Source organism: Streptomyces griseus, assembly GCF_900460065.1.
Lineage (GTDB): Bacteria > Actinomycetota > Actinomycetes > Streptomycetales > Streptomycetaceae > Streptomyces > Streptomyces griseus.
In genome coordinates, this window is the sequence record NZ_UAVD01000052.1 from 16,219 (window position 1) to 38,603 (window position 22,385).

Below are 22,385 nucleotides of genomic sequence, written 5' to 3' on the forward strand. Positions count from 1 at the left end.
CGCCAGGAGCTGGTGGGGTGGGCGGGCGTTGCCGAGGCGTGTGGCGGGCTGGGGTTATGCCCCGTGGTTCTGCTTGCGTGCGCCGTGAGGGAGGCGTTGGTGGATGTGCTGGTGGTGGAGCCGCGGGTCGAAGGGTTCCCACTCAGTGCGGGCGAGATCAGCGGCTGAGGAGGCGGCGTGGCCGGGGCAGTGCTGGTGACGCCACCGCAGCTGCTCGGCAAAGGCCAGGTGAGTCAGGTCGTAGACGGCCATCCTGTCCGTAGGGAGCGAAAGGGGTCGGTTGCTGGGGAGGGCGGTGGGGAACAGGGTCCAGGTGCCGTGCGGGGCTTGGTCGTCGAGGACGGGGCGGGTACAGCGGTGCCGTTGCCGGGTCTGGGCGACGCACTGGATGACGTCGATCGGGTGGCCGGCGATGTAGCAGACGCCTAGAAGGTGAGCGACCGGCCGGGCGGGCCTGCAGGACTCGGTTCGTTCGGATGGTGGGGCGGCCGGTGTGGTGAGGACGTCATTGTTGATCAGGCGGCGAGTATGCAGGGCGAGGTGGCGGCGCAGCGCGGCCAGTTGTGGCGTGAGGGCTGCGGGAGCGCTGCGTGCGGGGCACAGGGCGGTGTGCGGGATGCGGCACCACGGGGTGCCGTCGTGGGCGGGGTGGGCGATGCCGGAGCTGACGTGCCAGCGGCTGACGGCAGGGACAGCAGCGGCGGGAAGTTCTTGGGGGTGGAGTCCCACGGCTCGGTCGTCGCCGTCTGTGCGGGGGTGCCAGTCGATGCGGTTGCCACAGTCAGGGCAGTGGCCGGGCTGCGCGCTGCGGACGAGACGGGTGGGGCTGTCGGGGGCGACGCGCAGGGACCGTGAGCGTGGGGAGCGGGCAGGGGTGCCGTCCCACCGGCGAGGGGATGAGGCGTTGGCGGAGCACATGGCGGTGAAGGTGGCAGGTGACACGCCGGTACTGCGATGAACGTGCCGGGGTGTCCTGCGGATGGCTCAACCGCGTCGAACCTCTGCGCGGCCTATCGCGCAGAGGTTCCTTTCGGTGACTGGTTCGGGTGATCTCCAGGCTGCGGCCCCGGGGTGGTCAGGGGGCGGGTTCGGCCGGTGGTTCGTGGCCTTCGCAGAGGCGGGCGAAGAGGTGGTCGACGGGGACGTCGAGGGCGTGGGCGATGGCGTGCCAGGTCTTGAGTGAGCCGATGGTGCGGCCTTGCTCGATTTCGATGAGGGTGCGCCTGGCCAGGCCGGTTCGGTGGGCAAGCTCGTCGTAGGTCCAGCCGTGTTCGCTCCTCAGCCGTGCCAGCTCCAGTCGGAGGGCGGTGAGGTTCGGGTCGGGCGGGAAGATCGTCACCCCACCATCCGAAGGTGCAGACCCCTGCCCTGTCAGTGCAGACCTCTGCCCTATTTCCGCAGGTCGCCGCACTCCCGCACGGGGCAGAGGTCTGCACTACGGTGTGCTGCCGCCCACTCCCCCGCCCCACAGCACCGGCAGATCAATCTCGCCCAGGACCAGGAGAAAGACCAATCAGATGAGGCTCTGCACGACGCCGCTGGTGCGACGCATCTGGACCGTGGAGCTGCGCCCTGACCACGGAGGGAGCATGCTGCACTGCCTGCAGTGCTCGCCCTCCGCTCCGTCCGTGCGGACCGCGCCGTCCCAGGCACTAACCCACCTGGCCGGCCACGCCCGCCACGACTTCCTGCCCCGGCACCTTCGGACCTGCCAGTGCCACTCACACGGCTGCCGTTGGCACCCACGCCACCGCGGCTGCTCCGGACCCGTCCTGCTCGTCCTCACCCGCGAACGCGGCGGCCGGCTCTGGCGGCTCGCCGACACCTGCGCCGCCTGCGCGGCAGCGACTGCCCACGCCGCGGTCGTACCCGACACAGTCCTCGCTACGGCTTCTCCGGCAGAGTCGGTGAAACGAATCCGGCAAAGGCGGCGCGGGAGGACGCCGCACGGACCCTCGGAGCAGGTGCGCGTGCGGGAGATGCTCAGCTATCTGGCCGCTGCTCTTCCCGCCCGGACCAGTGCAACTGCTCGCCTGCTGGCCCTCCAGTGCGCCCTGCGTTCCACCGTCGCCGGGGACGTGACCATCCCTGCCGGCTTGATCCGCGGTATGCGGCTTCCCTCGGAGCCGTCTGCGTTCACCGAACTGGAAGCCGCCGGCTGGCTGCGCTCCCCCACCCGACCGACGCAGCGCGCAGGCTTCTCCGTGGAACTCTTGGACACCGCTGTGCGGATGCAAGCGCCGACTCGCGCAGACCGCGCCCGCGCGGCCAACTGGATTCTGCGCACCTGCCAGATGAGCGAAATCCGCCAACTCGGCACATCCCCCCGTCTGCTGGCACTGGCACTGGCCGCGCACCTCCCGGACGAGCCCGGCGCGCCAGCATCTGCTGAACAGGAAGTCCTCGCGCGCATGTGCGGCCTCCCGCCTCAAGAGCTCATCCCCTTGCTCGACACACTTGCCGCCACGCACTTCCTGCGCTCCTGGGCACACGGCGCTGTCCCCGAAGACCTGCACTGGGAGCTCGACCGGCACAACCACCTCACCGGAAACCGCTCAAGCCTTGAGTCTGACCGTGTGACCTCACATACCGGCCAGGCTGAAGACCCTGGCGCAGAGTAATTCCCACAATCTTCCGCTCAGCCGGCGCCGCGGCCTGTCGCGGATGTCGAGCGGTTATGGATCGTTGACGGGGCCCTCATCCCGGTCCGTGACCGTACGGTCGCCGCGTCCTCGCGCAACTACCGGTTCTCGGCGAATGTGCAGGCCATCATCGATGCGGACGGCCGCCTGGTGATCGCCTCAGCCCGCCCCGTCCCCGGGAACGAGGCCGACGCCCACACCTGGCGAGAATCGGACCTGCCCGCCATCGCGGCCGGGACCACGGTCATCGCGGACGGCGCACACCTGGGAACCGGACTGATCGTCCCGCACCGCAGAAGAGCCAGACGCCCACTCCTGCGCGGCCAGGAGGAGGACAACGCCGAACACCGATGCGTCCGGCACCCGCGTCGAGCACACCTCCGCCCGCATAAAGAACTGGAAAATCCTCCGCGGCTGCCGCCAGAAAGGAGACGGCCTCCACCACGCCGTCCAAGCCGTCGCCACACTCCACAACCACGCCCCTGGCCGCATGATCCACACGACACCAGAACCAGGCTCCACCTGCCCAGCACCGGACATCTGCAACACGCTTTACTGATCGTTTCAGAATGAAGCGCTTGGCCAGAGAGTTATGCGCTGCGATGATGCGAATTCGACTGGGTGGTGGGGGACGGGGACACCAGATGACGCGGTGGCAGCTCTTGCAGGGAGACGTCCTGGTCGGTGAGCTCAGTGAGTACGGCTGTGATCAGCCGTTCTTCCTGGCGCGCTTCACCCCGGGACCTGGCTGGGAGAGCGTGAGGCCGTCGTTTGAGGCATTGGCGACCTACAGGGGCCCGGACCCGGATGGGCTCAGGTTCGTCGCCCTGGCCAAGCCGTTGCAGGATTTGGGGCTCACACTGGCTCCGGTTGACGGTCAGCAGACTCCGTTGCAGCTCTTCAAGGACTGCATGGTGCGTATCTATGGGGCTGAAGCTCGCCTCCGCTACTGACTGAGCGATTGGCCGTCCGTGGGAGTCGGCGTAGGCATATGAGGCTGCAGGCCAGGTCGAGCAGTCCCTGGTGGAGGTCGGCGCGTCGTTCGTAGCGGGTGCGGAGTCGTTTGAACTGGTGCAGCCAGGCGAAGGTGCGCTCGACGACCCACCGCACCTTGCCCAGTCCGGAGCCGTGGGCGACGCCGCGTCGGGCGATCAGGGGTTTGATGCCGCGTTTCCACAGCAGGCGGCGGTACTTGTCGAAGTCGTAGCCCCGGTCGGCATACAGGCGCCGGGGCTTGCGGCGTGGACGTCCCCGCCTGCCCCGGATCGGCGGGACGGCGTCGAGCAGCGGCAGGAGCTGGGTGACGTCGTGCCGGTTGCCGCCGGTGAGGGTGACGGCGAGCGGGGTTCCGTGCCGGTCGACGATCAGGTGGTGCTTGGAACCGGGGCGGGCGCGGTCGACGGGCGAGGGGCCGACGTGATCCCCCCTTTGAGGGCCCGGACATGTGATCCGTCCACGGAGCAGTCATCCAGGTCCAGCAAGTCGGCGCGGCGCAGTTCGGTCAGCAGGGCGGCGTGCAGGCGGGGCCAGACACCGGCCTCGGTCCGGTCCCGCAGCCGGCGCCAGGCCGTCACACCGGAGCAGCCCACCGTCTCCGCCGGGACATCCCGCCAGGCGACGCCGGTCCGCAGGACGTACATGATGCCCGCGAGAGCCGCCCGGTCCGGAACGCGAAGCCGCCCGGGATGCCGGCGGCGCCGTTCGGGAGGTGGCGGCAGCAGCGGGGCCACCCGCTCCCACAGGTCGTCAGGAACAAGATCAGCACGCACCTGGACACCCTGCCGACCAAGATCGGCAAGCGCAAGACCCGCAGCTCAACTCATTCTGAAACGATCAGTTAGAGTCCGGGGAGCGCCCAGCCACGTTTCTCGTCGCTTGACGGGTGACCGGATCGACTGCGGTATCCACCGAGAAAGCCCGTCCAGCGGCGCGGCGCTGCCCCTGCGCTCAGTGGCAGCGCGCTCCCTCGGTGGCATCAACCCGCGGTGTGGAACGAGGCCGCGGGTCAGGCGTTCTGGACCTGTTGGGCGCGGGCGGCGACCATCGAGGCCAACTGTCCGAACTCCCTAGACCAGCCCGGGTCGTCGGGCACCGGGTCGTATTCCAGCTCGACGAGGACGGTGCCGACGCGTACCAGGGCGACAGCTGTTGTCTCGTCGAGGTCGGCGTTGTAGTGGGTGATCGCGGCGCGCTGGTCACCGAGCTCCGGGAGGGAGATCTCGCTCGCCTTGTTGTTGTTGGCGACGCCCGACCGGGTCTCCTCGAAACCCTTCGCGGTCAGTGCCGCACTGGGGCAGGACTGGACCGTGAATTCGGCCCAGACCGTCCTCGTGCTGCCGTCGTTCCAGTTGTTCGTGCTGAAGCGCTCCTGAGCCCCTGAGCACCCGGTTTCCTCGTCCTTGCCCGCCTCGAGGGAACCGGATCTCTCCCATCCGGAGGGCATGCTCGTCAGGTCCGGAACGACCCGTTTGACCTCACTGACGTCCAGGGTTCGCACGGCATGGCGGGCGCTGTAGTCCTGCGACGACTTGGGGGAGTCGTCGACCATGATCAGCCGTGTGCCCCCGTACACGGCCAGCACGACCAGGGCCAGCAGCAGAGCAGCCACCAGGGCGATGACGGCCCGCCCGCTCCGGGTGTTGTTGATGGTCAGCGGGCCAAGAGCGATGGTGCTGCGTGACACCTGGCTGTCGGTGATCAACAGGCTGCCCGTGGCGTTCGTTCCCGGTGCGGTCAGCTGCAGTTGCAGCTGACGCCGCAGTTGCGGGTCCGCCTCGATCTCCTCCTGCACCACGGACCGGGCCGTGTCCTGTGCGGCCGGGTCTTCCGGGGCCTGGTTCAGTGAGCTTCTTCGAGTTGGCCACCGATCGGGTGATGGGCCGTGGGGCGCAACGGACGAGGCCCCCGGGCTGTTGATCGAGATGTCTGACGTCTCGACAACACTGCTCGGGGGCCTCGTTGGTCATCCATCCTGCCGCACTCGACCTGCCGCATGCACTCGTGGAGTGGGTCACCATATTGATCATCACCCGTGAGGGCGACCGGCGCTGCAAGCTCCGCCCGTCCCAGCGCGCGATGGTGGCACTGGTGTACCTGCGCGAACACACCACGCTCGCGAAGATCGCCGCCGGGTTCGGGATCAGCGAGTCCACCGCCCACGCCTACACCAGCACGGTCGTCGACCTGCTCGCCGAACGAGCACCGGGCCTGCTCAAGACGCTGCGCGAGCACGAACCCGACTTCGTCCTGCTCGACGGCACCCTCGCCGAATGCGACCGGGTCGGCGACGGCCGGGCCGACTACTCCCACAAACACCGGCGCCACGGAGTGAACGTGCAGGTCGTCACCGACCCCGGCGGCCGGCTGCTGTGGCTCTCGCCCGCCCTGCCGGGCCGCACCCACGACCTGACCGCCGCCCGCACCCACCGGATCATCCGGATCTGCGAGCGCCAGGGCGTCCCGATCCTGGCCGATCTCGCCTACCAGGGCGCCGGCCCGTGGCTGACCACCGGCATCAAACGCAGGCCCCTGCAGGAACTCACCCCCACCGAAAAGACCCTCAATCAGGCACTGGCCGCAGCACGAGCACCCGTCGAACGCGGCGTCGCAAGGCTGAAGTCCTGGCGGATCTTCCGCAGGTCCCGATGCAGCCCCGACCGCATGACGTCAATCGCCAAGGCAGTCCTCACACTGGAGCGGCAACGCTGAAGAAGCTCACTGTCTGTCCGGGCTGGACCCGCACGGACATGACCGCCCTCGCTACCGGGTCGGACGCGCTTTCTGACTGGCTCACCAGCCACGTCCCGCTGGGACGGTGGGCCACCACGGACGAGATCGCTGGCGCCACGATCTTCCTCGCGCCACCGCGGTGGCCTCCTACGTAAGCGGGCACGCCCAGTTCGTCGACGGAGGGGTCACCGTCCCTGAAATAGGGGGCTTCCCTCAAAGCCGTCCTTCCCGCTGGTCGGGAGGTGACATTTTCCGGCCCTTCCCCAAAGAGGATCCGGGTGCCGGCCGCCGTGGCCTTCGGCGCGTTCAACGGGCGCCTTGAGCCTAAAGGTGGTACCTGGTCGCGAAGGCCGTGGTGTCGCCGAATCAAAAACCCCGACTCGCGCATGCTATCGATCATGCAAGATCCCTTAGATTACACGATGGCCTTCCTTCCCCCCGGCCCGGTGGTCCGGGCCGGGGAGGGGGGCGACCCCTTCCCTTCCGGTCCGTCGGCATCCACCTCAGCGCAGGAGCGTCTCGGCGCGTGCGAGGAGGACCCGCGCTCCCGCGTGTCGAATATGGTGGCGCAATTGCCCCTGCATGACTGCCAGCAGGCGGTGTGTACGGGGGGACCGGAGAGTGGGGTACTCGTCGACGAAGATGTACCACTGTGCCAGGGCCCGCTCGAGATGGCCGTGGCGAAGAAGCATCTCGGCGAGGCGTGCGTGGGTGAGTAGTGCCGCGCGGTGTTCGCCAGGTGTCCGAGCGTGGAGCGAGGCATTCAGGGCGCGCAACGCACCAGGTGTGTCCTTTAGCGCGTCGAGCGTCTGTGCCCGTTGGTAGTGCAGAGCACCCTTCGGGTAGCTGGTGAAGGGGCCAGGAGGGGTGTCGGCCCTTTCAGGATGGATTCGTTCAGCGCTGGCGAGCGCGTCCAGTGCGGCGCGACGGTTGTGGTGGGCCTGGACGACCGCGAGATGAGCGTACGCGTAGCTGCGGACGGCGGGCGGGGCGTGGCGGGCGTGCTCAACGGCCCGCTGGGTGAGGTGCAGGACGGCGGGACCCCGGTGGCCCAGGCTGGAGGCGTGTGTGGCCATCGCCCGCAGGGCTATGGCCACGGTCGCGTGGTCGCCCGCGTCGGCGGCGAGGCGGGCGGCCAGCTGCTGGTAGTGCTGGGTTGCGACGTGACCGTCCGCGTCGATGCAGGCGTCGGCAAGTAGGAGCGTCAACTGGGCCCCGTAAGACAGCACTTCACGGTGAGTACTGTCCGAGGCGGGGCCATGCAGCCAGGGAGTGACGGTGTGTGCCAGGTACGCGGCGAGTGCCGCCCGCATCGCCTGGCCGCCGTGCTGGGCGATACTAGCGCCGAACATCTGTGTCATGGAGCGGAGTTGGTCAGCCTCCGCGCCGCCGATGCGACCGGTCGCCGGGGCCGGGGCTGTCACCGTTGAGCCGAGCGGCCCCCAGGGATCGGGAGGCGATAGGGCGCTGGGGCGGTACGTCCCAGCTTCGAGCAGGTGGACGCGGGCCGGGTCGAGTTCGAACTCGACGAGCAGACCGAGGCGGAACAGTGGGTCGTCCTGCCAGGACAGGATGAGCGAGGTCTCGGGGGCACGGGTGAGTCCGGCCTGCTGGGCCGTGATCCGGCGGCCCAGTTTCCGCGAGAGTGCTTCGATGAGGAACGTGGACGCGGGGGGGCGGGGCTGAGTCCCGGCGATCCACCGCGTCACCGAGGTGTGGTCGCACAGAACAGGTCTCTCGTGCTCGGCCGCCACCAGCCGTACCGCTCTGGCCAGTTGTGAATAGCTCCAGCCGCTGCGTCGCACGAGGACGCGCAGATTCTCGTTGGGTGTGCGAGGCACGACCTCTCCTTCCGAAAGACAGCTCCTGTCCCTGGGGGTGTTCAGGACGGCGCAGTGGTCCCGGAACATACGACTTCCCGGGAATTTGGGTGAGCATCACAGAACTTCTCGGAAATCAGTCCGGACGGATGCCCGCGGGTACGAACCGAGGACCCGGAGGCGGTCGAGGGCGTCGCCAAGGGGTGCTCATGTCGGCCTCCGTCAGCGAGGACGGCGCGGGCCAAGGCACCGTCGACATGACCTGGCCCGGCGCCCTGAAAGAGTGTCTGGCCGAACACCTGCGGTTCCGCGCAGACCCACGGGCCCATCCGAGTCCGGACCGTTCAGCCCCGGGCGACGAGGAGTGGGGCCTTGACCCCGAATCCTGAACACGGGTTATGCGGCTGGGGCCAGCGTAGTTGGTGTGTGGTGGAAGGTGTTCTCGAAGGCGATCGGTGATCGTTGTCCGAGGCGGGAGTGTCGGCGTCGGGTGTTGTAGCGGTGGAGCCATCGGAAGGCGTCGAGTCGGGCTTCGCGCTCGGTTGGCCAGGTCTTTCGTCTTTGCAGGGTCTCGCGTTTGAAGGTCGCGTTGAAGGACTCGGCGAGTGCGTTGTCCGCGCTGGACCCGACCGCGCTCATGCTTTGCCGGACCCCTGCTGACCTGCAGGCTTCGGCGAAAATCCTGCTCGTGTACTGGGCTCCGTGGTCGGTGTGCATGATCGATCCGGCGAGGCTGCCGCGGGTGCGGACCGCTGCGGCCAGGGCGTCGGTCACCAGGTCCGTGCGCATGTGGTCGGCGATCGCCCAGCCGGCGAGCCGCCGCGAAGCGAGGTCGATGACGGTCGCCAGGTAGCAGAACTTCCCGCCCTCGATGGGCAGGTAGGTGATGTGGCCGACGTACTTCGTGTTCGGCTTGTCCGCGGTGAAGTCGCGGCCGATCAGGTCCGGGGCCTTGGCGGCGGCCGGGCCGGGGACGGTGGTGCGGTGCCGACGACGCAACCGGACTCCCTCGATTCCGGAGGCTCGCATGATCCTGGCGACTCGCTTGTGGTTGACCGCCTCACCGTTCTCCTCGCGGAGTTCGGCGGTGATCCTCGGGGCTCTGTAGGTGCCGTCCGATTCCTGGTGCACCGCCCGTATCCGGGCGGCCAGGCGGGCGTCGGCCACCTGCCGGGTGGCCCGGTCGGCAGCCGTCCGGCGCCAGTAGTAGAAGCTCGAGCGGCTGACGCCGAGGATGCTGCAGAGCCGCTTCACGCCGTGACGGCGCTGGAGATCGGCGACACACTGGAAGCGGTTCACCAGCGCGTCTCCCCGGCGAAATACTTCGCCGCTTTCCGAAGAATCTCGCGTTCCTCCTCCAGCCCGCGGACCTTCTTCCGCAGGGCGGCGTTCTCGGCTTCCAGCGGGGCCGGCGGCTGCGAGGGTTCCCCCGTCCGACGTCCCCGGGGACGGCTCACCCCGGCTGCCCTCACCCAGTTCCGCAGGGTCTCCGGGTTGATGCCCAGATCGGCTGCGACCGACCTGATCGTCGCGTCGGGCCGCGACTCGTACAGCGCGACCGCGTCCGCCTTGAACTGTGGCGGGTAGTTCTTCATGACCACGAGATGTCCGTTCTCAGATCCTCAGGATCCAGTGTCTCGTGTGTTCAACATCCGGGGTCAAGGCCCCCATCGTCCGCTACACCCCTGCCCCGTAGCACTGCCCCCCTTCCGGGGTGCCAACGCCTGCCGCGGCCGCGGCACCCCGGAACGCGTCTCCCCTCTCTCTTGTGATCCGTCGTACTGAAGGGTGTGTGATGAGCCGAGGCCTGATCGTCGTGGACGTGCAGAACGACTTCTGCGAAGGAGGCAGCGTCCCCGTCGCCGGCGGCGCACGGATCGCCACCCAGATCGCCGGGCTGGTGGAGCAGACCGCGGGCACCGACTACCAGTACGTCGTCGCGACCCGGGACCACCACATCGACCCGGGAAGCCACTTCTCCGAGACCCCCGACTACAAGGACAGCTTCCCCGTCCACTGCGTGGCGGGAGACGAGGGAAGCGACTTCCACCCCAACTTCGCCCCGACCGCCGACAGCGGCAAGGTCGACGCCGTCTTCTTCAAGGGAGCCCACAGCGCCTCCAAGAGCGGCTTCGAAGGCGCCGACGAACACGGCACACCCCTGGCGGACTGGCTGCACGCCCGAGGAGTGGAGGACCTCGACGTCGTCGGCATCGCCACCGACCACTGCGTGCGAGCGACCGCGCTGGACGCAGCCAACGCCGGATTCCGCGCCCGCGTCCTCCTGGACTACTCCGTCGGCGTAGCCCCCCACACGACGGCGTCGACCCTCGAGGACTTCCGCAGGGCAGGCATCGCCGTCTCCGGCGACACACCCGCACCGCAGTAGGAGAAGGCGCGCGGAGCTGTCCGGACGCGGCTTCCTGGGGTGGCGCTTACGCCCCTGGACCATGAACGGAGCGATCCTGCCCGCCGGAGGCCTGTGGGCCACCCCGCGTGATAACGCCGGCCTCCCTGACCAGGCTGCTCGTCGAACGACGTCTCGGCGAACCTGCGCCCTCATGGCAGACGGCGGGCCGACTGCGCTGGCACGACGGCGCGACCAGGGGCGCATCCGTCTTCGCGGGTGCCATGGACGACGGCACCTGGATCATGGTCCACAGCCTCTCCGGACAGCCACTGCCGACGGAAGAGATGGCCGCCCAAGTCCTGAAGAACGCGGTGACCAAAATGTCCCGAGAAATTTGAACCAAGCACGCAGGAACACCGCACCACGCCGTACTGACCCGCTCGGGAACCCGGTCGCCGTGCTTGAGAAACGTCTACGCCACCCCATCTCCGTAGTGACCACGGAGAACGACAGCATCATCATCGGGGCGCAGAGAGCCGGCCCGACGGCGGCACCGCGATCGTCGTCCCGGCCGGCACCAGAACCCCCAACCGGTGCCGCCATCTCGACTGCCGGGGCCTGGCCGTCTACCTGCACTGGGAGCCCGGCCACCGCACCGGCCGCATCGACTACTCCACCACCACCGAGCAGGAAATCGAGTACATGGTCCTCCTCATGAAGGCCCTGAAACTTCTCGGGCCCTGGCACCAGGAGGCAGCCGCCCGCGCGCTCTCTGGAACCGACCAGGATGTCCTGGACTACCTCCGCACGCGCTGGAAGGAAGCCAACCACAACGATATCCGCCAGCGAGTCGTCGAGCTGAGCACACAGAGCCCCTACACCTCGGTTCGCACCGTAGCAACAGAAGTCCTCAGCGGCACGCCGGCACAGAGCCCCTACACCTCGGTTCGCACCGTAGCAACAGAAGTCCTCAGCGGCACGCCGGCACAGATCGAAGCCTTCTACACCGACGGCCAGTACGAGGCCGGCATCGACGACATGAAGGTCGACGTCGCCCGGCTGACCAGCACAGGCGGACCAGGCGTTGCCGAGGCGGCCAAGGCCGCGCTCCGCAACGGATCCGCCCTGGCCCTCGCCAAGTTCCTGAAAATCGGGCAGTACGGCGAACACATCACCGACGAAAGGGTTACCGCCGCACGCCTGACCAACACCGGAGGGCCGGAGGTAGTCGCAGCTGCTACAACCGCTCTCGCCGGCGACAGCGGCCAAGCACAGGCTGTATCAGCGGTACCTGGATGCGTGGTGGCCGATCCTGCTGCAGACCTCGCAGCGAACGGGCTTCGCCTTCCCGCGAGTGACCCTGCTGGACGCGTTCGCCGGCCCCGGACGGTACGAGGCCGGGGAACCCGGCTCGCCTGTGTTCATCCTGGACCGGCTGCTGAACCATCACGCGGTCGAGCGGATGAATCTGAGCCGGAGCCGGGTGCATCTGGTGTTCATCGAGCGGGATCCGGCGCGACACGAGCACCTGGTGTCCGAGCTGGTCGCGGTGTTCGGCCCGCTGGAGGATCTGCCGGTGCGGGTTGAAGTACGCCGTGGGGAGGCCGGGAAGGACAGCCTGCCGGTCCTGACCGAGCTGGGCGCGTGGGGCAACCCGATCCTGGGAATCTTCGACAGCTGGGGCAGCGTGAACGTGCCGCTGAAGGTGATGGCACGGATCGCCCGCAATCGGTCCAGTGAGGTGATCACGACCTTCGGGCCGAACTGGTTCAGCCGCCGCGAGGAGCTGAACGCGGACCTCCTCGACACCGTCTTCGGCGGCCGCGGCTTCTGGATGCCGGCCGCCGACGAAGCTCGGTCTGACGAACGCTGGCGAGCTTGGCTGGGTACCTACCGCAACGCCCTGAAACGGGCCGGGTTCGGCTACCAACTGCAGTTCCAGCTCGTGCCGCGTACCGGGCAGCCGCTCTACCTGGTCTTCGGCACCGGAAGCGATGCTGGCCTGCGGGCGATGAAGGACGCGATGTGGAAGGTCGACGACCGCGACGGTGAGAGCTTCCGGGACCCACGCAACCGCGGCGGCGCGGTCGCCGGACAGATCGACCTGTTCCAGATGGAGGAGACCCTCGACCCCGAGCTCGTGGAACTCGTCACCCAGCGCCTGGAGCGCGGTGACGTCACGGTGGAAGCGGTGGGCCGGTGGCTGCTGACCGAGACCAGCCGCTGGATGTCCACCCACGCCCTCAAGGCGGCCCGGGTGATGCGCCAGGACGGGTCCCTGGTCGTCCAGTCGGCCGGGAAGCTGACCAACAAGAGTGTGGTGGGTCTGCCGGCTCCCGTGAGGTCCTGACCCGTCGCCCGCAGTCGTACAGCGGGCCCGGCCCCGGAGCATACGGGGCCGGGCCCGCTGTGCAGGCGGCCTTTGACGTCAGGCGGGAGCCCCGTGCCTCGCCCGGGGGTACTCCCGCACCCGCAGGGCTGCGGGGAACTGGTCGATGTCCTTGTGGAGCGCCTTGTTCCAGCCCGATCCCAGCTGCTTGACGAACACCGAGGTGCCCGACGCCTGGCATGTCTCGACGATGTCGCTGGCCCATTGGAGGTCCGTGGAACGGGCGCCGGTGCCAGACTCGCCACCGACGATCACCCAGTCGATCCCGGACACCTCCAACCCGGGGAGCGGCCCGATCAGCGGCTCGCACGACAGGAACTTCACCGCGGCGGGAACCTGCCGCAGGTCCTCCACCCGTGGCAGCTCCTTGACGCTCTCCACCGACACGCCCATCCACAGGTTCTCGGGCCACTCCAGCCGGTCGGCGAGCTGCCGCACCCGCCGGGCCCGCTTGGTCAGCACCTGGTACGTGTGCTGCGGAGTGGAGGCCATCACCTCGAAGACCCGGCGCACGTAGTCCAGCGGGACTCGGGCGTGGAAGAGATCACTCATGGAGTTGACAAAGACCGTGCGCGGGGCGCGCCACCTCAACGGGACGGTCAGCGCCTGCGGATGCACCGTCAGGCCGAACCCCGGGCCGGACGTCCGGGGATCACCGTCGTTCTGGTACTTCGGCGACCCCATCGCCTTCAGCCGCTTCGACAGGGTCAGGGCGTAGCAGTTGTCACACCCCGCCGACACTCGGTCGCATCCCGTGGTCGGGTTCCATGTCGCTTCGGTCCACTCGATCGAACTGCGGTCGCTCACCGCGCCCCTCCCACTCCGGTCTCCGCGGCATCCCGATGACGGGAGACCCCGGTGTGCTGCCTAACGATGCCGTTCCCGCCGGAGTACCGGGGTGGATATGCCGGTATCCGACCGCCCTTCGGGCTACGCCGTAACCCCATCATTCGAACCTCCGTTTGAAAACCAGTGGGTGTGTGAAATTCCGTCGATCACGCCGTACGGTCCAGCCGCTCAGGCGCGGCCACCGGGGTGATCGTGGGCAGCCCGGCCCGTTCGGCCGCGAGGCGTTGCAGGGCACGCGCTCGGGCCGCATCGCTGGATCCGACCTGCTGCTGGGCGGCGGCTTTGGTCTGGAGCTCTTCGAGTGCCCGGCGGCCCTCGGCAAAGCGCTCCTCGGATTCCCGGATCCGGTCACGGAGTTGCCGTTGGGCGGCCGCCTGGACCTTCGGGTTGGTGTGCTGCCGGGTGGTGTTCCAGGTGGTGCGGTGGGCGGTGAGGGCCTGGTGGTAGCCGTCGGCGGCCGTCTCCCGGGTCTTCACCGGTGCCCCCGGCGCGACCGGGGCGGGAACGGGCGACGCGGGCAGGGGAGATCGGTCCGCAGGTGCCGTTCCGGGGGGCAGGACGCGGATGGTGCGCACGGTGCCGGTGCCGGTGGTCTCGTTGGCGGCGGTGATGATGCGGGCGCTGATCAGTCGGAGCTGAGTGGCGTAGGCCGGTGATTCGGGGAGCAGGTCCAGCTGTCCGGTTTCGGCGTGGAAGGCGAGGGCCTGGACGCGGTCGGCCAGGTGGGGGGTAATGGTGGCGGCGATGTCGGGCCAGCGGTCCAGGACGGTTCCGCTGGCCGCCGGGAGTTCCCAGGCGCGGTCGGTCATCAGGGTCTGGAGTACGGCGGCGAACCCTGACGGCTCGCGTCCGCTGGGCCGGACGGTGCGGGTCCGGTGGCGGCGCGGGGCTCGGCTCTCGCTGGCTCCGCGCTTCTTGGCGGCTTCGCGGGCCTGGTGCAGGGCGATGCGGGCGAGGTCGGCGCCGGACAGTTCCGGAGCGGTGTCCTCGGGCTGGCTGGTGGGGGTGTCCACGTTGGTCATGTCGGCCTCCTACCGGCGTCCGTACGTCATCAGCGAGCTGCGGGCCCCGCAGGCGAGTTGCATGCCGCGGCGGACCAGGGCGGGGCCGTAGAGGTGTTCGGCTTCCTCGCGGCCCAGAGTGTCGACCGCCACGGTGATCAGCGAGGTGTCGCCCATCATCAAGCGCTGGCGGGCATCGTTGCGGGCCAGGACGATCTCGTCGTCCTGGAGGCCCTGCACCCCGGGCCCGATGGGCAGGCTCTCTGTGTCCGGGCCCGAGTCCTGGTGGTTGGTCAGGGCTGCGCGGCCGCCGGTCGCGACCTCCCTGACCTTCGCGAACGCCGCCGCGACGTCCTGCTGGAGGCAGTAGCTGGTCGGCATGGCCCAGCCCCCGTCGTACCGCTCGGTACGGTCGCGGACCTGCTCGATGCGGTGACGGCGCGCGGTTTCCTGGGCCCTGCGCCACTGCTCGATCGCATCCGCGCGCTTCCCCGGGGTGTCGAGGACGGTCGCGGCACCGGCCAGCAGCACGGCGAGCAGGCCCGATCCCCGGCGGACCCTGGCCACTTCGCCGCGCATGTGGAGCCAGGCCCGGACGTCGGTCACGGTCCATCCGGCATCGGCGTGCATCACGATGCGGTCTCTGTGTAGGGATTGGGTTTCTGTCTTACCCTCGGGCCGTGCATCAGGGGTCTCGCATACCGGGGACCGCTGAAACTGAGCAGTACTCAACCAACCTGCGCAGGCACGCCAAGAGCGGGTCAGGCAGCGGGCGGGCGATCACCTCCAGGAGCACCGGCACCGGCCGGCCCGCGTCCAGGAGCCCGGTCACCATGAGGCCCTGGTCCCGGAGCGTGCGCCCGGTGAGCAGCAGCTCGGGTCCGCGCCGATCGCGAGCAGCAGGTCGACCCCGGGCGAGGCATTCACCCGCACCGGACCACCGACAGGGCCGGGCAGCCCAGAGGAGTCCGGGGCCTTCTGGGGTCGTCCAAGCTATGGGGGATCTGGGGGCTGTCCCGCGAGTCCTCGTTCCGTGGGGCGGCACCGGAGGGGTGAGAGCCCGGTCCCGGCAAGTGCTGGGAGCACGGACGTTCCGGAGGGGGAGCTGTCGGATCGGGGGGACCGCACTCGAAATTTCAGGGTCGGGCTGGGGCGGTTGCTCTGGGCCAATTAGGCAGCTGCTGTCCTTGAGGACGATCAAGATTTTTCGGCCCGCTGAGCTTCTTCTGTCATCTTCTACGCATCCGATGGGTCGCGGGCTACATGCACTTTGGGGGTTCTGAGCGTGCCGTGTTCGCCGTTCCGGTGTTGAGGTTTTCCGAAAGTTTCCTTGTTTTTGATCCATGGATCCAGCTGTGGCGCAGGCGTACGAGTCGGCAGGGACCAGAGAGATTGAGTCCATGGTCCTCTCGCTGTATCGCAGTCCCGGGGAGGAAAGAAACGCCTGTCGTTTGTTGGCGTATTCCCGTATGGAATCCCGGTTCGTGGCCGGTCAAGGCGGCCGCCGGACAGTTCCGGTCTGTCCGGAACAGGGCGATGCTTCTGCTGGTGAGGTTCTTGTCGTGCCAGTGTGTCGCCACATCGGCCTGCCCCGGTCTGATGCGCAACGAAGTGCACCTACCAAGGAGAGTTCATGAGCATGCGGTCATCGGCGCGTTTCCGCAGCACGATCACCGGAGCGGCTGTCTGCTCCGCCCTCGCACTGGGAAGCGTGCTGGCGGGACCCGGCACGGCAGTCGCCTCGGCGGAGACGGGGCAGAACTCGACGTCCGTCTCCGCGGCTTCGTGCAACGTCATCTATCGGGTATCGACGAACTACAAGGGATGGACCGCGAATTACAGCTGGGCGTGGAACATCAACGTCGCTCAGGGAGACACCGGAGACCGGGTCAGGGAGATCCAGTGCCTCCTCATATTCAAGGGCTTCGGCGTGGGGGCGGTCGACGGCGACTTCGGCCCCGCAACCCGTACCGCAGTCGTGGCGTTCCAGAAAAACAGGGGCCTCGACTATGACGGCATCGTCGGGGCGAACACCTGGCGCAAGCTGCGCGTGCGCGATTAATCCCCATCCGGTCCTCTAGTCACCATCGGGGGGCCACGACCGACTCCACAGGAGCCCCCGCAGCCGTCACAGCCTCCCGGGGCTCCTGTGCGTCCCGCCCCCACCGCGCACCGGACGCAGTAGGAACCCTCTGGGGCCTGGCCCTACGAAACGGCGCGGTATGGCGGGCCTGGATGCGGTAGCCGGGTTATCGGCTGCGCTGGCGGATCACCGTCGGGCGATGGCCGTGAGGAAGGAAGTCCGGTTGGCCGGCGGGGACTGGAGCGCGGCTCGCGCGGAACGCCACGTAACCCGGTCTGCGGTGACCGGTCTGCTCCTTCGAGTGCGTCTGCTGCTGGCCCGAGCTGGCCGAAGCGGCGCCGCGTGCTGTGCAGGGCGCGTACGGCATGCGGGTGGCCGACAAGCACGGCGGCGCTCCAGGAGGCGCGGGAACGGGCGCTCCGGGCCGCTGACGACCTGACCACCGCCGCCGGGTCCGCGCTCGCCGCGCAGCCGCCCGCCGGGGCCCGGCGGGCTCCAGCGGCGCGGGAGAGGCGGTTGTGGTGGCGACGTGGTTTCGCCCCGGCACGGCGGAGCGCTGTGCCGGGGCGAACCGGTATCTCATGAGTGGTCAGGGTTCTGGGTTCTCCGTGCGTTCACACAGGGAGCAGTTGCCACTGGCGGTCGCGGTGGTCGTCCTGCGCTCTGTACTGCTTGATCACCGTGGGGGCGTTGGTGTCGGCGCGCAGGAGGAGCCCGCTGTTGCGGTTCGCGATCTCGTAGACCCGCGGGGTGTCGGTCACCGGGCCGACAGGGATCCGCTCCAGTGCTGGTGGTCGGCGTCGCTGCCTTCGTAGGCACGCTGGGCGACCACCGCCCCGTCCACGGTGCCTCCTGCGACGACCTCCAGGGCCTTGCCGCTGCGCAGGTACAGGGCCTCGCCCTCGTCCTGGCCCGACACGATCAGCCGCCACCGCTGGCGAGCCCTGGGGGAGGCCAGGTTCTGGAGGAAGACGGGCGGGCTCGGGTCTACCGGTCGTGTGCTTTTCGTCGTGCGGGGGCGGTGTGTTGTTGGTGGGCGGTGTGTTCCTGGTCTATGGCGCGTTGGAGGTGCCAGAGGGTGATGGCGGGGAGGAGGCCGCCGAGCCGGGCGGCTGCCCGGAGGTTCTCGACGGCACCGGCCAGGAGGGCCCTCGCGGTGTGCCCAGGGCCGCCGGGGTGGTCGGGGTTACCAGACCGGTCGGGGGCGTTGGCGGCGGTTTCGAGGAGGTCGGCGAGCTCCGTGATGCCGGGGTCGTCGGGTACGTGTCCGCCCCAGCGGGCGGCTGCTTCGGCGAGCTGGGTGACACGGCGGTCGCGGCCGGCTGCCAGGCGTGAGGAGAGCTCCCGGTTGATCACACGGGCATCGTCTCCCGGATCGCGGGCGCGATGCCACAAGGTCCGTCGCGGGAGCGGCAGTCGGGCGGGAACAGGGTTATCGTCCGCGTCCCTGGCGGGGTGCGGGGGCGGCCTGCCGGCGGTGGTGTGCGGGTGTGGTGGGTTGGGCGGGGGCGGGGCTGCTCCCGCCCCACCACCGTCCAGGGAACCGGGAGATCACCGCCGACGAGGAAAGGTCTAGACCTAAGGGTGGCGGGTAAACGGCGGGAAGAGCCCCGGGGCGCCCCACAGGTTCCGCCGGACAGCCCTCCGGCAGGACACCGTCCCGGGGCTCACACCGCAGTCGCCTCCACCGGCACCCCGAACCCCCGGCTGGCCGGTATGGGTTAAGGGGCGACGGTTTCCTCGATCGTCTGCCGGATCTCCAGGACGCTGTCAACGCCGGAGATCCCGAAGAGGCGTCGTACCTGTTGTGAGGGGGTGACGATGCGCAGCATCCCCGTCTGGTGGGTGAAGATCAGAAGGTTCAGAAGCGCCGAGTCGGCGAAACGGCGGGGGCCGGCTGCTTCAGCGCGTCCGCGGGGGCCGCGACCGGGACCGCGGTGGCGGAGATGTGGGGACCGGTGGGCAGAGGCGCATCGGGCGGCGCCCCTCGTTCCCGAGGGCGGGCCGTCGCGCCAGGGGTGGTGGCGCAAGTTGCGTGCCTCCACGTGAGCCGACTCACGTGGAGGCACGCAACTGCGATCGTGTTCTATTCGCCGGTGCCTGGGCAGATGAGGTCTCGCAGTTCCTGTTCCCATGCGGGGAGGACGGCTGTTCGTGCTGTGGCGCGGGGGTTATGTAGGAGTGGGTGGGTGGCTTCCAGGAACTCCAGGGCGTCGTCGCGGTCCAGTGACAGCAGCGCGGTGCTGCCCGGCGGGCGCAGCCGGATGAAGATGCGCTGTGTGTCGCCGGGTCCTTCAGGCCCGGGCCAGACGATGACATCGCCGAGGCCGACGCTGGTGTGCAGTCCGTCGGCCAGGAGTTCGCGTGCGAAGGTCCACTCCAGTTCCTCTTCCGTTCCTGTGTAGAAGACAGCCGTGACCGCGTGAGGGTCTTTTGTGCGGTAGACGAGTTCAATCAGGATGCGGTCGCCGCGGTCGTCTTCCGTGTCGTGCTGGCGCATCCACAGCTGCATGCGCTGTTCCAGGTCGTCGACGCCGTCTTCTGTTTTCGTGCTCCACAGTTTCGGCGTTCTGCTGTCGTTGTCCGGGAACTTTGACGGGCCGCTGGAACCGCCTTCCGAGGGGAAATCTCTCTCAGTGCGTGGAGTCCAGTGCACGGCTTCTCTGTTGTCCCCGTGGCCGGCTGCCGTCGAGGTGGTGGCGGGCAGCAGAAGAAGGCTGCCGGGCTGGGCTGTATAGGCGTCCAGGTCGGGTGGGGTCGGCACTTGTTCGGGGATGGTGTGGCGGTGTGCCTGGTCCAGGCTCACCGCCGAGTCGGCGGCAATAAGAAGGTGGGCAGGAGTGAGGGGTACGTCGATCATGGGCGTGGCGTCCTGCGGGGTCGGGCTGCCCGGAGCTGCTTCGCCCGTGATCAGCCTCTGTCCTGTCTTTCTGGGCGCCCACGGGGAGTCGGCGAGGGCGCCCAGGAGCAGGGGTCGCCAAGCACCAGCGGGAAACCTGTCCGGGTTGGTGCTGATGCGGCATCCCGTCCACCTGTCGGCCGGGTGTGGGTGAAGCTGTTCCAGGTGTGGTGGTTGAACTGGCTGAAGCAGGTCGGTCAGGCGCCCTGCGGTCAGACTGGCGAGGGCCGGTGCAGGTGCGCCGGTATCTGTGGGGTCTGCGGTTCCGGGCGTCCTGACCAGCTGGTCGAATGGCCGGAGGTTTCCGCCGGGTTCGCGGGCCGCGTAGTAGACCAGGGCACTTTCATATGCCTGGCTCAGTAGCGTGTGAAGCCGGTGCCTCGAATCAGCATCAGGGGCATGCTTTTCCGAGTCTCCTACCCACCGGAATGCCGAGCATTCATCGCGAGTGGTCTGGAATCGGATTGCGGAATCTACCCATGCGAGTGAGGCCGATGGCCCGAGGGACGTGCATGCCAGTCGGAAATCCGGACTGCCAGTGCCGGGGCGGGCGTCGAGCAGGTACTCCTTCTGCCACTGTGGCAGGGCCAGGCGCAGAAGAGCGCGGGCGCTGGAGTACGTCGGGCTGCGGTCCGTCGCGCACGGCAGGAGCGTGGGAGCGAGGGCGGCCCCGGTGGGCGTCACGAGGTAGTGCCTGTCGTTGTCGGGTTCGCGAGACAGCCATACGAGGATGTCGGTCGCCCTCGTCGTCTCCAGGAGGTCGGCCGCCAGCAGTGGCCTGATGTGGAGGGCGGATGTGTGGTGCCCGTGGGGGCCGCGGTCGATGGTCCAGGGGAGACGGCGGTACACCTCGGTGAGGAATCTGCTGAGGGCGGGCGGCTGCCAGGTGCCGGCCCGGTACGTGGCGAGGGGCTCTTCCTCGGAGTGGTCGCCGTCACCGGCGTCGGCGGTGGCTTCCTGGGTCTCGCAGGCCGTGGGCTCCTGCTCGGTGTCGGGCCCTTCAGCGGTTTCCCGGAGACGGCTCCGCGCCTCGTTGGGGATGGGGTCGCTGAGAGCGCGCACGTGAGGGGCGCGCAGGCTGGAAGCGGCCATCAGGGCGGCGAACTCGTCGTCGTCGGCGGTCGGCATCGCGTTGTCGTGGTGAAGACTCATCGTGCTCCCCCCTCCTCCAGCTGGACGGTGTGCAGTCCGCTGGCAGAAATCCTGGTGCGGGCGCGGGCCAGGCGCCTCTCCAGCGCTTTGGGTGTCAGGCCCACGCGGTTGGCGGCCTCGGCCTGGGTGTAGCCCAGGGCCATCCAGCCGAGTGCCTCGCGCAGTTGCTCGTCGGGCAGCAGCGTGCGCAGCCGGGTGATGTCGTCGTGGGTGACGGCGGCGTGGGCCGGGTCGGTGGCGCGCTGGTCGGGGATGTCCCGCTGGGCGTAGAGGATGTCGTCGGTGTCGGCTGTTCGGTGGTTGAGTTCAGACTGTCCGACGTGGTGGTCCTTGTGCCAGCGCATATAGACGGGGCGGAAGGCGAGGATGGTCGCGCCGACGAAGTAGGTCGTGAGGCTGGCGCCGCCTTCGGGGGTCCACTTCTCGCGGACCAGGCCGTGCTCGCGGAAGAGGCCGCTGCCCTTGATGACGGTGTCGGTGACGACCTGGGTGCGGTCCTCGTAGGCCCAGGTGTCGGGCATCATCGCCGGTGGTACGGGGCGGCCCATGCGGGCGGTGCGTTCGAAGATGTGGCCGCTGGTGGTCCAGCTGCTCAGTGTGCGCCACCCGTAGTCCATCAGCTCGGCGATGAAGGTCCGGTAGTGCGGGCCTTCGAAGTTCTGCCGGCGCAGGAACGCGACGAGGCTGGCGTCGGCTTCCCGGAGCCGGGTATGCGCTGCGGTGTCCTCGTCCGTGCTTCCGGTGAGGGAGCGTTCGAGGCCGCGGAGTTCGGCTGCGGGGTCTGCGGGCGTCTCGTCGAGGTTTGGGAGTGCGTCGTGGGCGGAGCGCCCCCTGAAGTCTCCATCCGGCACATCCGCTCCCTTGCCCTCGTCCCAGCCACCGGTTCGTCTTCGAGGTCATAGGTGCGGGGCGGGCATCTCCCCCCGGGTCACCGACCACACAGGTATGTGACGTGCGTCACGCGGGGGGACGGGGTGGTGGGCGCCGCTAGACCTTCATCGAACGGCGCCGGCACCGCGGGGCCGCCCAGCAGACGGAGGACCTCATGTACACACCCCCTGGCCCGGGCCCCGTGGGCAACCCGGGCGGCACCGCCGGCCACGGCACCGGACAGGAGCTTCCTGCCCGCACCGCGGCAACGGACCACACCCGCCAGCAGGATCCGACGGGCCCCCAGCCGCAGCAGGGGCCCGTCGGTGAGGGGCCCCTGCTGGGCCTGCGCAGCGCCATCATCCTGATGCTCGGCATCCTCGTCGCCACCGCTGCCGGTGTCCTCACCTACAGCGCTCAGCAGGATCCCGCGACCGCCGCCCTCGCAGCAGGCGGCGCCTTCGCCGGCGGCGTCCTCTTCTTCCAGAAAATCATTGCCGGATAGCGGCACAGCCCGCCGGCACCGGCCGCCTTCAGCACCCGTCCAGCACAGCCGGTACAAGGCCCATGGCCTGACATCTGCGACCGGTGCCCGGTCCGG

The 22,385-nt window shown here is 68.9% G+C and carries 23 protein-coding genes and 2 pseudogenes; 11 read left to right on the forward strand and 14 right to left on the reverse strand.

All coding sequences use genetic code 11. From position 1 onward, the window contains the following. Window positions 1–54 precede the first annotated feature (54 nt). Window positions 55–918: a DUF6083 domain-containing protein gene (locus DTB53_RS32105; RefSeq protein ID WP_075025239.1), complete on the reverse strand. Its 864-nt coding sequence runs from the start codon at window positions 916–918 to the stop codon at window positions 55–57. Between the two features lie 157 nt (window positions 919–1,075). Next, window positions 1,076–1,339 carry a helix-turn-helix transcriptional regulator gene (locus tag DTB53_RS32110; protein ID WP_012377433.1) on the reverse strand — a complete coding sequence of 88 codons (264 nt, stop codon included), beginning with the start codon at window positions 1,337–1,339 and terminating at the stop codon, window positions 1,076–1,078. A gap of 640 nt (window positions 1,340–1,979) precedes the next feature. Between DTB53_RS32110 and DTB53_RS37650 the strand changes: the two genes are divergently transcribed. Both DTB53_RS37650 and DTB53_RS32120 read left to right on the forward strand, forming a co-directional pair. Beyond that, window positions 1,980–2,621, forward strand: a complete 642-nt coding sequence (locus tag DTB53_RS37650) for a hypothetical protein (RefSeq protein ID WP_236586450.1) — start codon at window positions 1,980–1,982, stop codon at window positions 2,619–2,621. Between the two features lie 18 nt (window positions 2,622–2,639). Further along, window positions 2,640–3,123: pseudogene (locus DTB53_RS32120) on the forward strand (transposase family protein); the annotation flags it as partial. Window positions 3,124–3,542: 419 nt separating this feature from the next. On the opposite strand, the gene DTB53_RS32130 reads toward DTB53_RS32120, so the two are convergent. Then, window positions 3,543–4,411 (reverse strand): IS5 family transposase gene (locus DTB53_RS32130; protein WP_106431652.1). Its coding sequence is split into 2 segments (ribosomal slippage): window positions 3,543–4,072 and window positions 4,072–4,411, totalling 870 coding nucleotides; the frame shifts between segments, so codons are not numbered across the junction. Between the two features lie 236 nt (window positions 4,412–4,647). Beyond that, entirely contained in the window at window positions 4,648–5,436 is a 789-nt protein-coding gene (locus DTB53_RS32135; RefSeq protein ID WP_012377439.1) for a hypothetical protein, read from the reverse strand. A gap of 164 nt (window positions 5,437–5,600) precedes the next feature. On the opposite strand from DTB53_RS32135, the gene DTB53_RS32145 reads away from it, so the two are divergent. Both DTB53_RS32145 and DTB53_RS37655 read left to right on the forward strand, forming a co-directional pair. Continuing rightward, window positions 5,601–6,350 (forward strand): IS5-like element ISSgr2 family transposase, encoded by a 750-nt coding sequence (locus DTB53_RS32145; protein WP_012377440.1) that lies wholly within the window; start codon window positions 5,601–5,603, stop codon window positions 6,348–6,350. A gap of 38 nt (window positions 6,351–6,388) precedes the next feature. Beyond that, window positions 6,389–6,526 (forward strand): hypothetical protein, encoded by a 138-nt coding sequence (locus tag DTB53_RS37655; RefSeq protein ID WP_236586297.1) that lies wholly within the window; start codon window positions 6,389–6,391, stop codon window positions 6,524–6,526. A gap of 348 nt (window positions 6,527–6,874) precedes the next feature. On the opposite strand, the gene DTB53_RS32155 is transcribed toward DTB53_RS37655, so the two are convergent. Together DTB53_RS32155 and DTB53_RS32165 are read right to left on the reverse strand one after the other, a co-directional pair. Continuing rightward, window positions 6,875–8,212, reverse strand: coding sequence for an NsdA family TPR-like regulatory protein (locus DTB53_RS32155; RefSeq protein ID WP_042497937.1), 1,338 nt, complete (start codon window positions 8,210–8,212; stop codon window positions 6,875–6,877). A gap of 375 nt (window positions 8,213–8,587) precedes the next feature. Next, window positions 8,588–9,792 (reverse strand): IS3 family transposase gene (locus DTB53_RS32165; protein WP_106431653.1). Its coding sequence is split into 2 segments (ribosomal slippage): window positions 8,588–9,501 and window positions 9,501–9,792, totalling 1,206 coding nucleotides; the frame shifts between segments, so codons are not numbered across the junction. Between the two features lie 194 nt (window positions 9,793–9,986). Here DTB53_RS32165 and DTB53_RS32175 point away from each other — a divergent pair. The 4 genes and pseudogenes from DTB53_RS32175 to DTB53_RS37665 all read left to right on the forward strand — a co-directional run bounded on the left by DTB53_RS32175 (window position 9,987) and on the right by DTB53_RS37665 (window position 12,891). Continuing rightward, window positions 9,987–10,580: an isochorismatase family protein gene (locus tag DTB53_RS32175; RefSeq protein WP_012377444.1), complete on the forward strand. Its 594-nt coding sequence runs from the start codon at window positions 9,987–9,989 to the stop codon at window positions 10,578–10,580. 107 nt (window positions 10,581–10,687) lie between these two features. Continuing rightward, the gene (locus DTB53_RS32180) at window positions 10,688–10,939 is read left to right on the forward strand and encodes a hypothetical protein (protein ID WP_012377445.1); all 252 of its coding nucleotides are present in this window, start codon (window positions 10,688–10,690) and stop codon (window positions 10,937–10,939) included. Window positions 10,940–11,255: 316 nt separating this feature from the next. Next, a pseudogene (locus DTB53_RS37660) lies at window positions 11,256–11,690 on the forward strand (ALF repeat-containing protein); the annotation flags it as partial. 127 nt (window positions 11,691–11,817) lie between these two features. Then, complete coding sequence (locus DTB53_RS37665; protein ID WP_042495184.1) at window positions 11,818–12,891, forward strand: three-Cys-motif partner protein TcmP; 1,074 nt, start codon at window positions 11,818–11,820, stop codon at window positions 12,889–12,891. A gap of 78 nt (window positions 12,892–12,969) precedes the next feature. On the opposite strand, the gene DTB53_RS32195 is transcribed toward DTB53_RS37665, so the two are convergent. The 3 genes from DTB53_RS32195 to DTB53_RS32205 form a co-directional block, all read right to left on the reverse strand. Further along, window positions 12,970–13,737 carry a DUF5131 family protein gene (locus tag DTB53_RS32195; RefSeq protein WP_012377448.1) on the reverse strand — a complete coding sequence of 256 codons (768 nt, stop codon included), beginning with the start codon at window positions 13,735–13,737 and terminating at the stop codon, window positions 12,970–12,972. 188 nt (window positions 13,738–13,925) lie between these two features. Further along, window positions 13,926–14,801 (reverse strand): DciA family protein, encoded by an 876-nt coding sequence (locus tag DTB53_RS32200; protein WP_012377449.1) that lies wholly within the window; start codon window positions 14,799–14,801, stop codon window positions 13,926–13,928. Window positions 14,802–14,810: 9 nt separating this feature from the next. Next, a complete protein-coding gene (locus tag DTB53_RS32205; RefSeq protein WP_141727140.1) occupies window positions 14,811–15,386 on the reverse strand; it encodes a hypothetical protein in 576 nt (191 codons plus the stop codon). Between the two features lie 1,027 nt (window positions 15,387–16,413). Here DTB53_RS32205 and DTB53_RS32210 point away from each other — a divergent pair. Further along, window positions 16,414–16,842, forward strand: coding sequence for a peptidoglycan-binding domain-containing protein (locus DTB53_RS32210; RefSeq protein WP_012377452.1), 429 nt, complete (start codon window positions 16,414–16,416; stop codon window positions 16,840–16,842). Between the two features lie 160 nt (window positions 16,843–17,002). Further along, window positions 17,003–17,302, forward strand: a complete 300-nt coding sequence (kilB, locus tag DTB53_RS38160; RefSeq protein ID WP_494402648.1) for a plasmid transfer protein KilB — start codon at window positions 17,003–17,005, stop codon at window positions 17,300–17,302. A gap of 175 nt (window positions 17,303–17,477) precedes the next feature. On the opposite strand, the gene DTB53_RS38140 is transcribed toward kilB, so the two are convergent. The 5 genes from DTB53_RS38140 to DTB53_RS32235 all read right to left on the reverse strand — a co-directional run bounded on the left by DTB53_RS38140 (window position 17,478) and on the right by DTB53_RS32235 (window position 21,765). Continuing rightward, window positions 17,478–17,624, reverse strand: coding sequence for a hypothetical protein (locus tag DTB53_RS38140; RefSeq protein WP_012377453.1), 147 nt, complete (start codon window positions 17,622–17,624; stop codon window positions 17,478–17,480). After that, window positions 17,621–17,782 carry an RICIN domain-containing protein gene (locus DTB53_RS38145; protein ID WP_012377454.1) on the reverse strand — a complete coding sequence of 54 codons (162 nt, stop codon included), beginning with the start codon at window positions 17,780–17,782 and terminating at the stop codon, window positions 17,621–17,623. The genes DTB53_RS38140 and DTB53_RS38145 overlap by 4 nt, the downstream gene beginning before the upstream one ends. A 68-nt stretch (window positions 17,783–17,850) precedes the next feature. Continuing rightward, a complete protein-coding gene (locus DTB53_RS32220) occupies window positions 17,851–18,219 on the reverse strand; it encodes a hypothetical protein (RefSeq protein ID WP_075025147.1) in 369 nt (122 codons plus the stop codon). 730 nt (window positions 18,220–18,949) lie between these two features. Continuing rightward, window positions 18,950–20,914 carry an SsgA family sporulation/cell division regulator gene (locus tag DTB53_RS37915; RefSeq protein ID WP_012377457.1) on the reverse strand — a complete coding sequence of 655 codons (1,965 nt, stop codon included), beginning with the start codon at window positions 20,912–20,914 and terminating at the stop codon, window positions 18,950–18,952. Further along, entirely contained in the window at window positions 20,911–21,765 is an 855-nt protein-coding gene (locus tag DTB53_RS32235; RefSeq protein WP_012377458.1) for an RNA polymerase sigma factor, read from the reverse strand. The genes DTB53_RS37915 and DTB53_RS32235 overlap by 4 nt, the downstream gene beginning before the upstream one ends. 194 nt (window positions 21,766–21,959) lie before the next feature. Here DTB53_RS32235 and DTB53_RS32240 point away from each other — a divergent pair, with 194 nt between their 5' ends. Further along, window positions 21,960–22,289 carry a hypothetical protein gene (locus DTB53_RS32240; protein WP_012377459.1) on the forward strand — a complete coding sequence of 110 codons (330 nt, stop codon included), beginning with the start codon at window positions 21,960–21,962 and terminating at the stop codon, window positions 22,287–22,289. Window positions 22,290–22,385: the final 96 nt, after the last annotated feature.

What these genes read in the sequence shown, in the direction of transcription:
- DTB53_RS37915 (WP_012377457.1), bottom strand. Translation starts at nt 20,914, where the DNA reads ATGAGTCTTCACCACGACAACGCGATGCCGACCGCCGACGACGACGAG.
- kilB (WP_494402648.1), top strand. Translation starts at nt 17,003, where the DNA reads ATGGCGGGCCTGGATGCGGTAGCCGGGTTATCGGCTGCGCTGGCGGAT.
- DTB53_RS37650 (WP_236586450.1), top strand. Translation starts at nt 1,980, where the DNA reads ATGCTCAGCTATCTGGCCGCTGCTCTTCCCGCCCGGACCAGTGCAACT.
- DTB53_RS32200 (WP_012377449.1), bottom strand. Translation starts at nt 14,801, where the DNA reads ATGACCAACGTGGACACCCCCACCAGCCAGCCCGAGGACACCGCTCCG.
- DTB53_RS32240 (WP_012377459.1), top strand. Translation starts at nt 21,960, where the DNA reads ATGTACACACCCCCTGGCCCGGGCCCCGTGGGCAACCCGGGCGGCACC.
- DTB53_RS32175 (WP_012377444.1), top strand. Translation starts at nt 9,987, where the DNA reads ATGAGCCGAGGCCTGATCGTCGTGGACGTGCAGAACGACTTCTGCGAA.
- DTB53_RS32210 (WP_012377452.1), top strand. Translation starts at nt 16,414, where the DNA reads ATGAGCATGCGGTCATCGGCGCGTTTCCGCAGCACGATCACCGGAGCG.
- DTB53_RS37655 (WP_236586297.1), top strand. Translation starts at nt 6,389, where the DNA reads ATGACCGCCCTCGCTACCGGGTCGGACGCGCTTTCTGACTGGCTCACC.
- DTB53_RS32105 (WP_075025239.1), bottom strand. Translation starts at nt 918, where the DNA reads ATGTGCTCCGCCAACGCCTCATCCCCTCGCCGGTGGGACGGCACCCCT.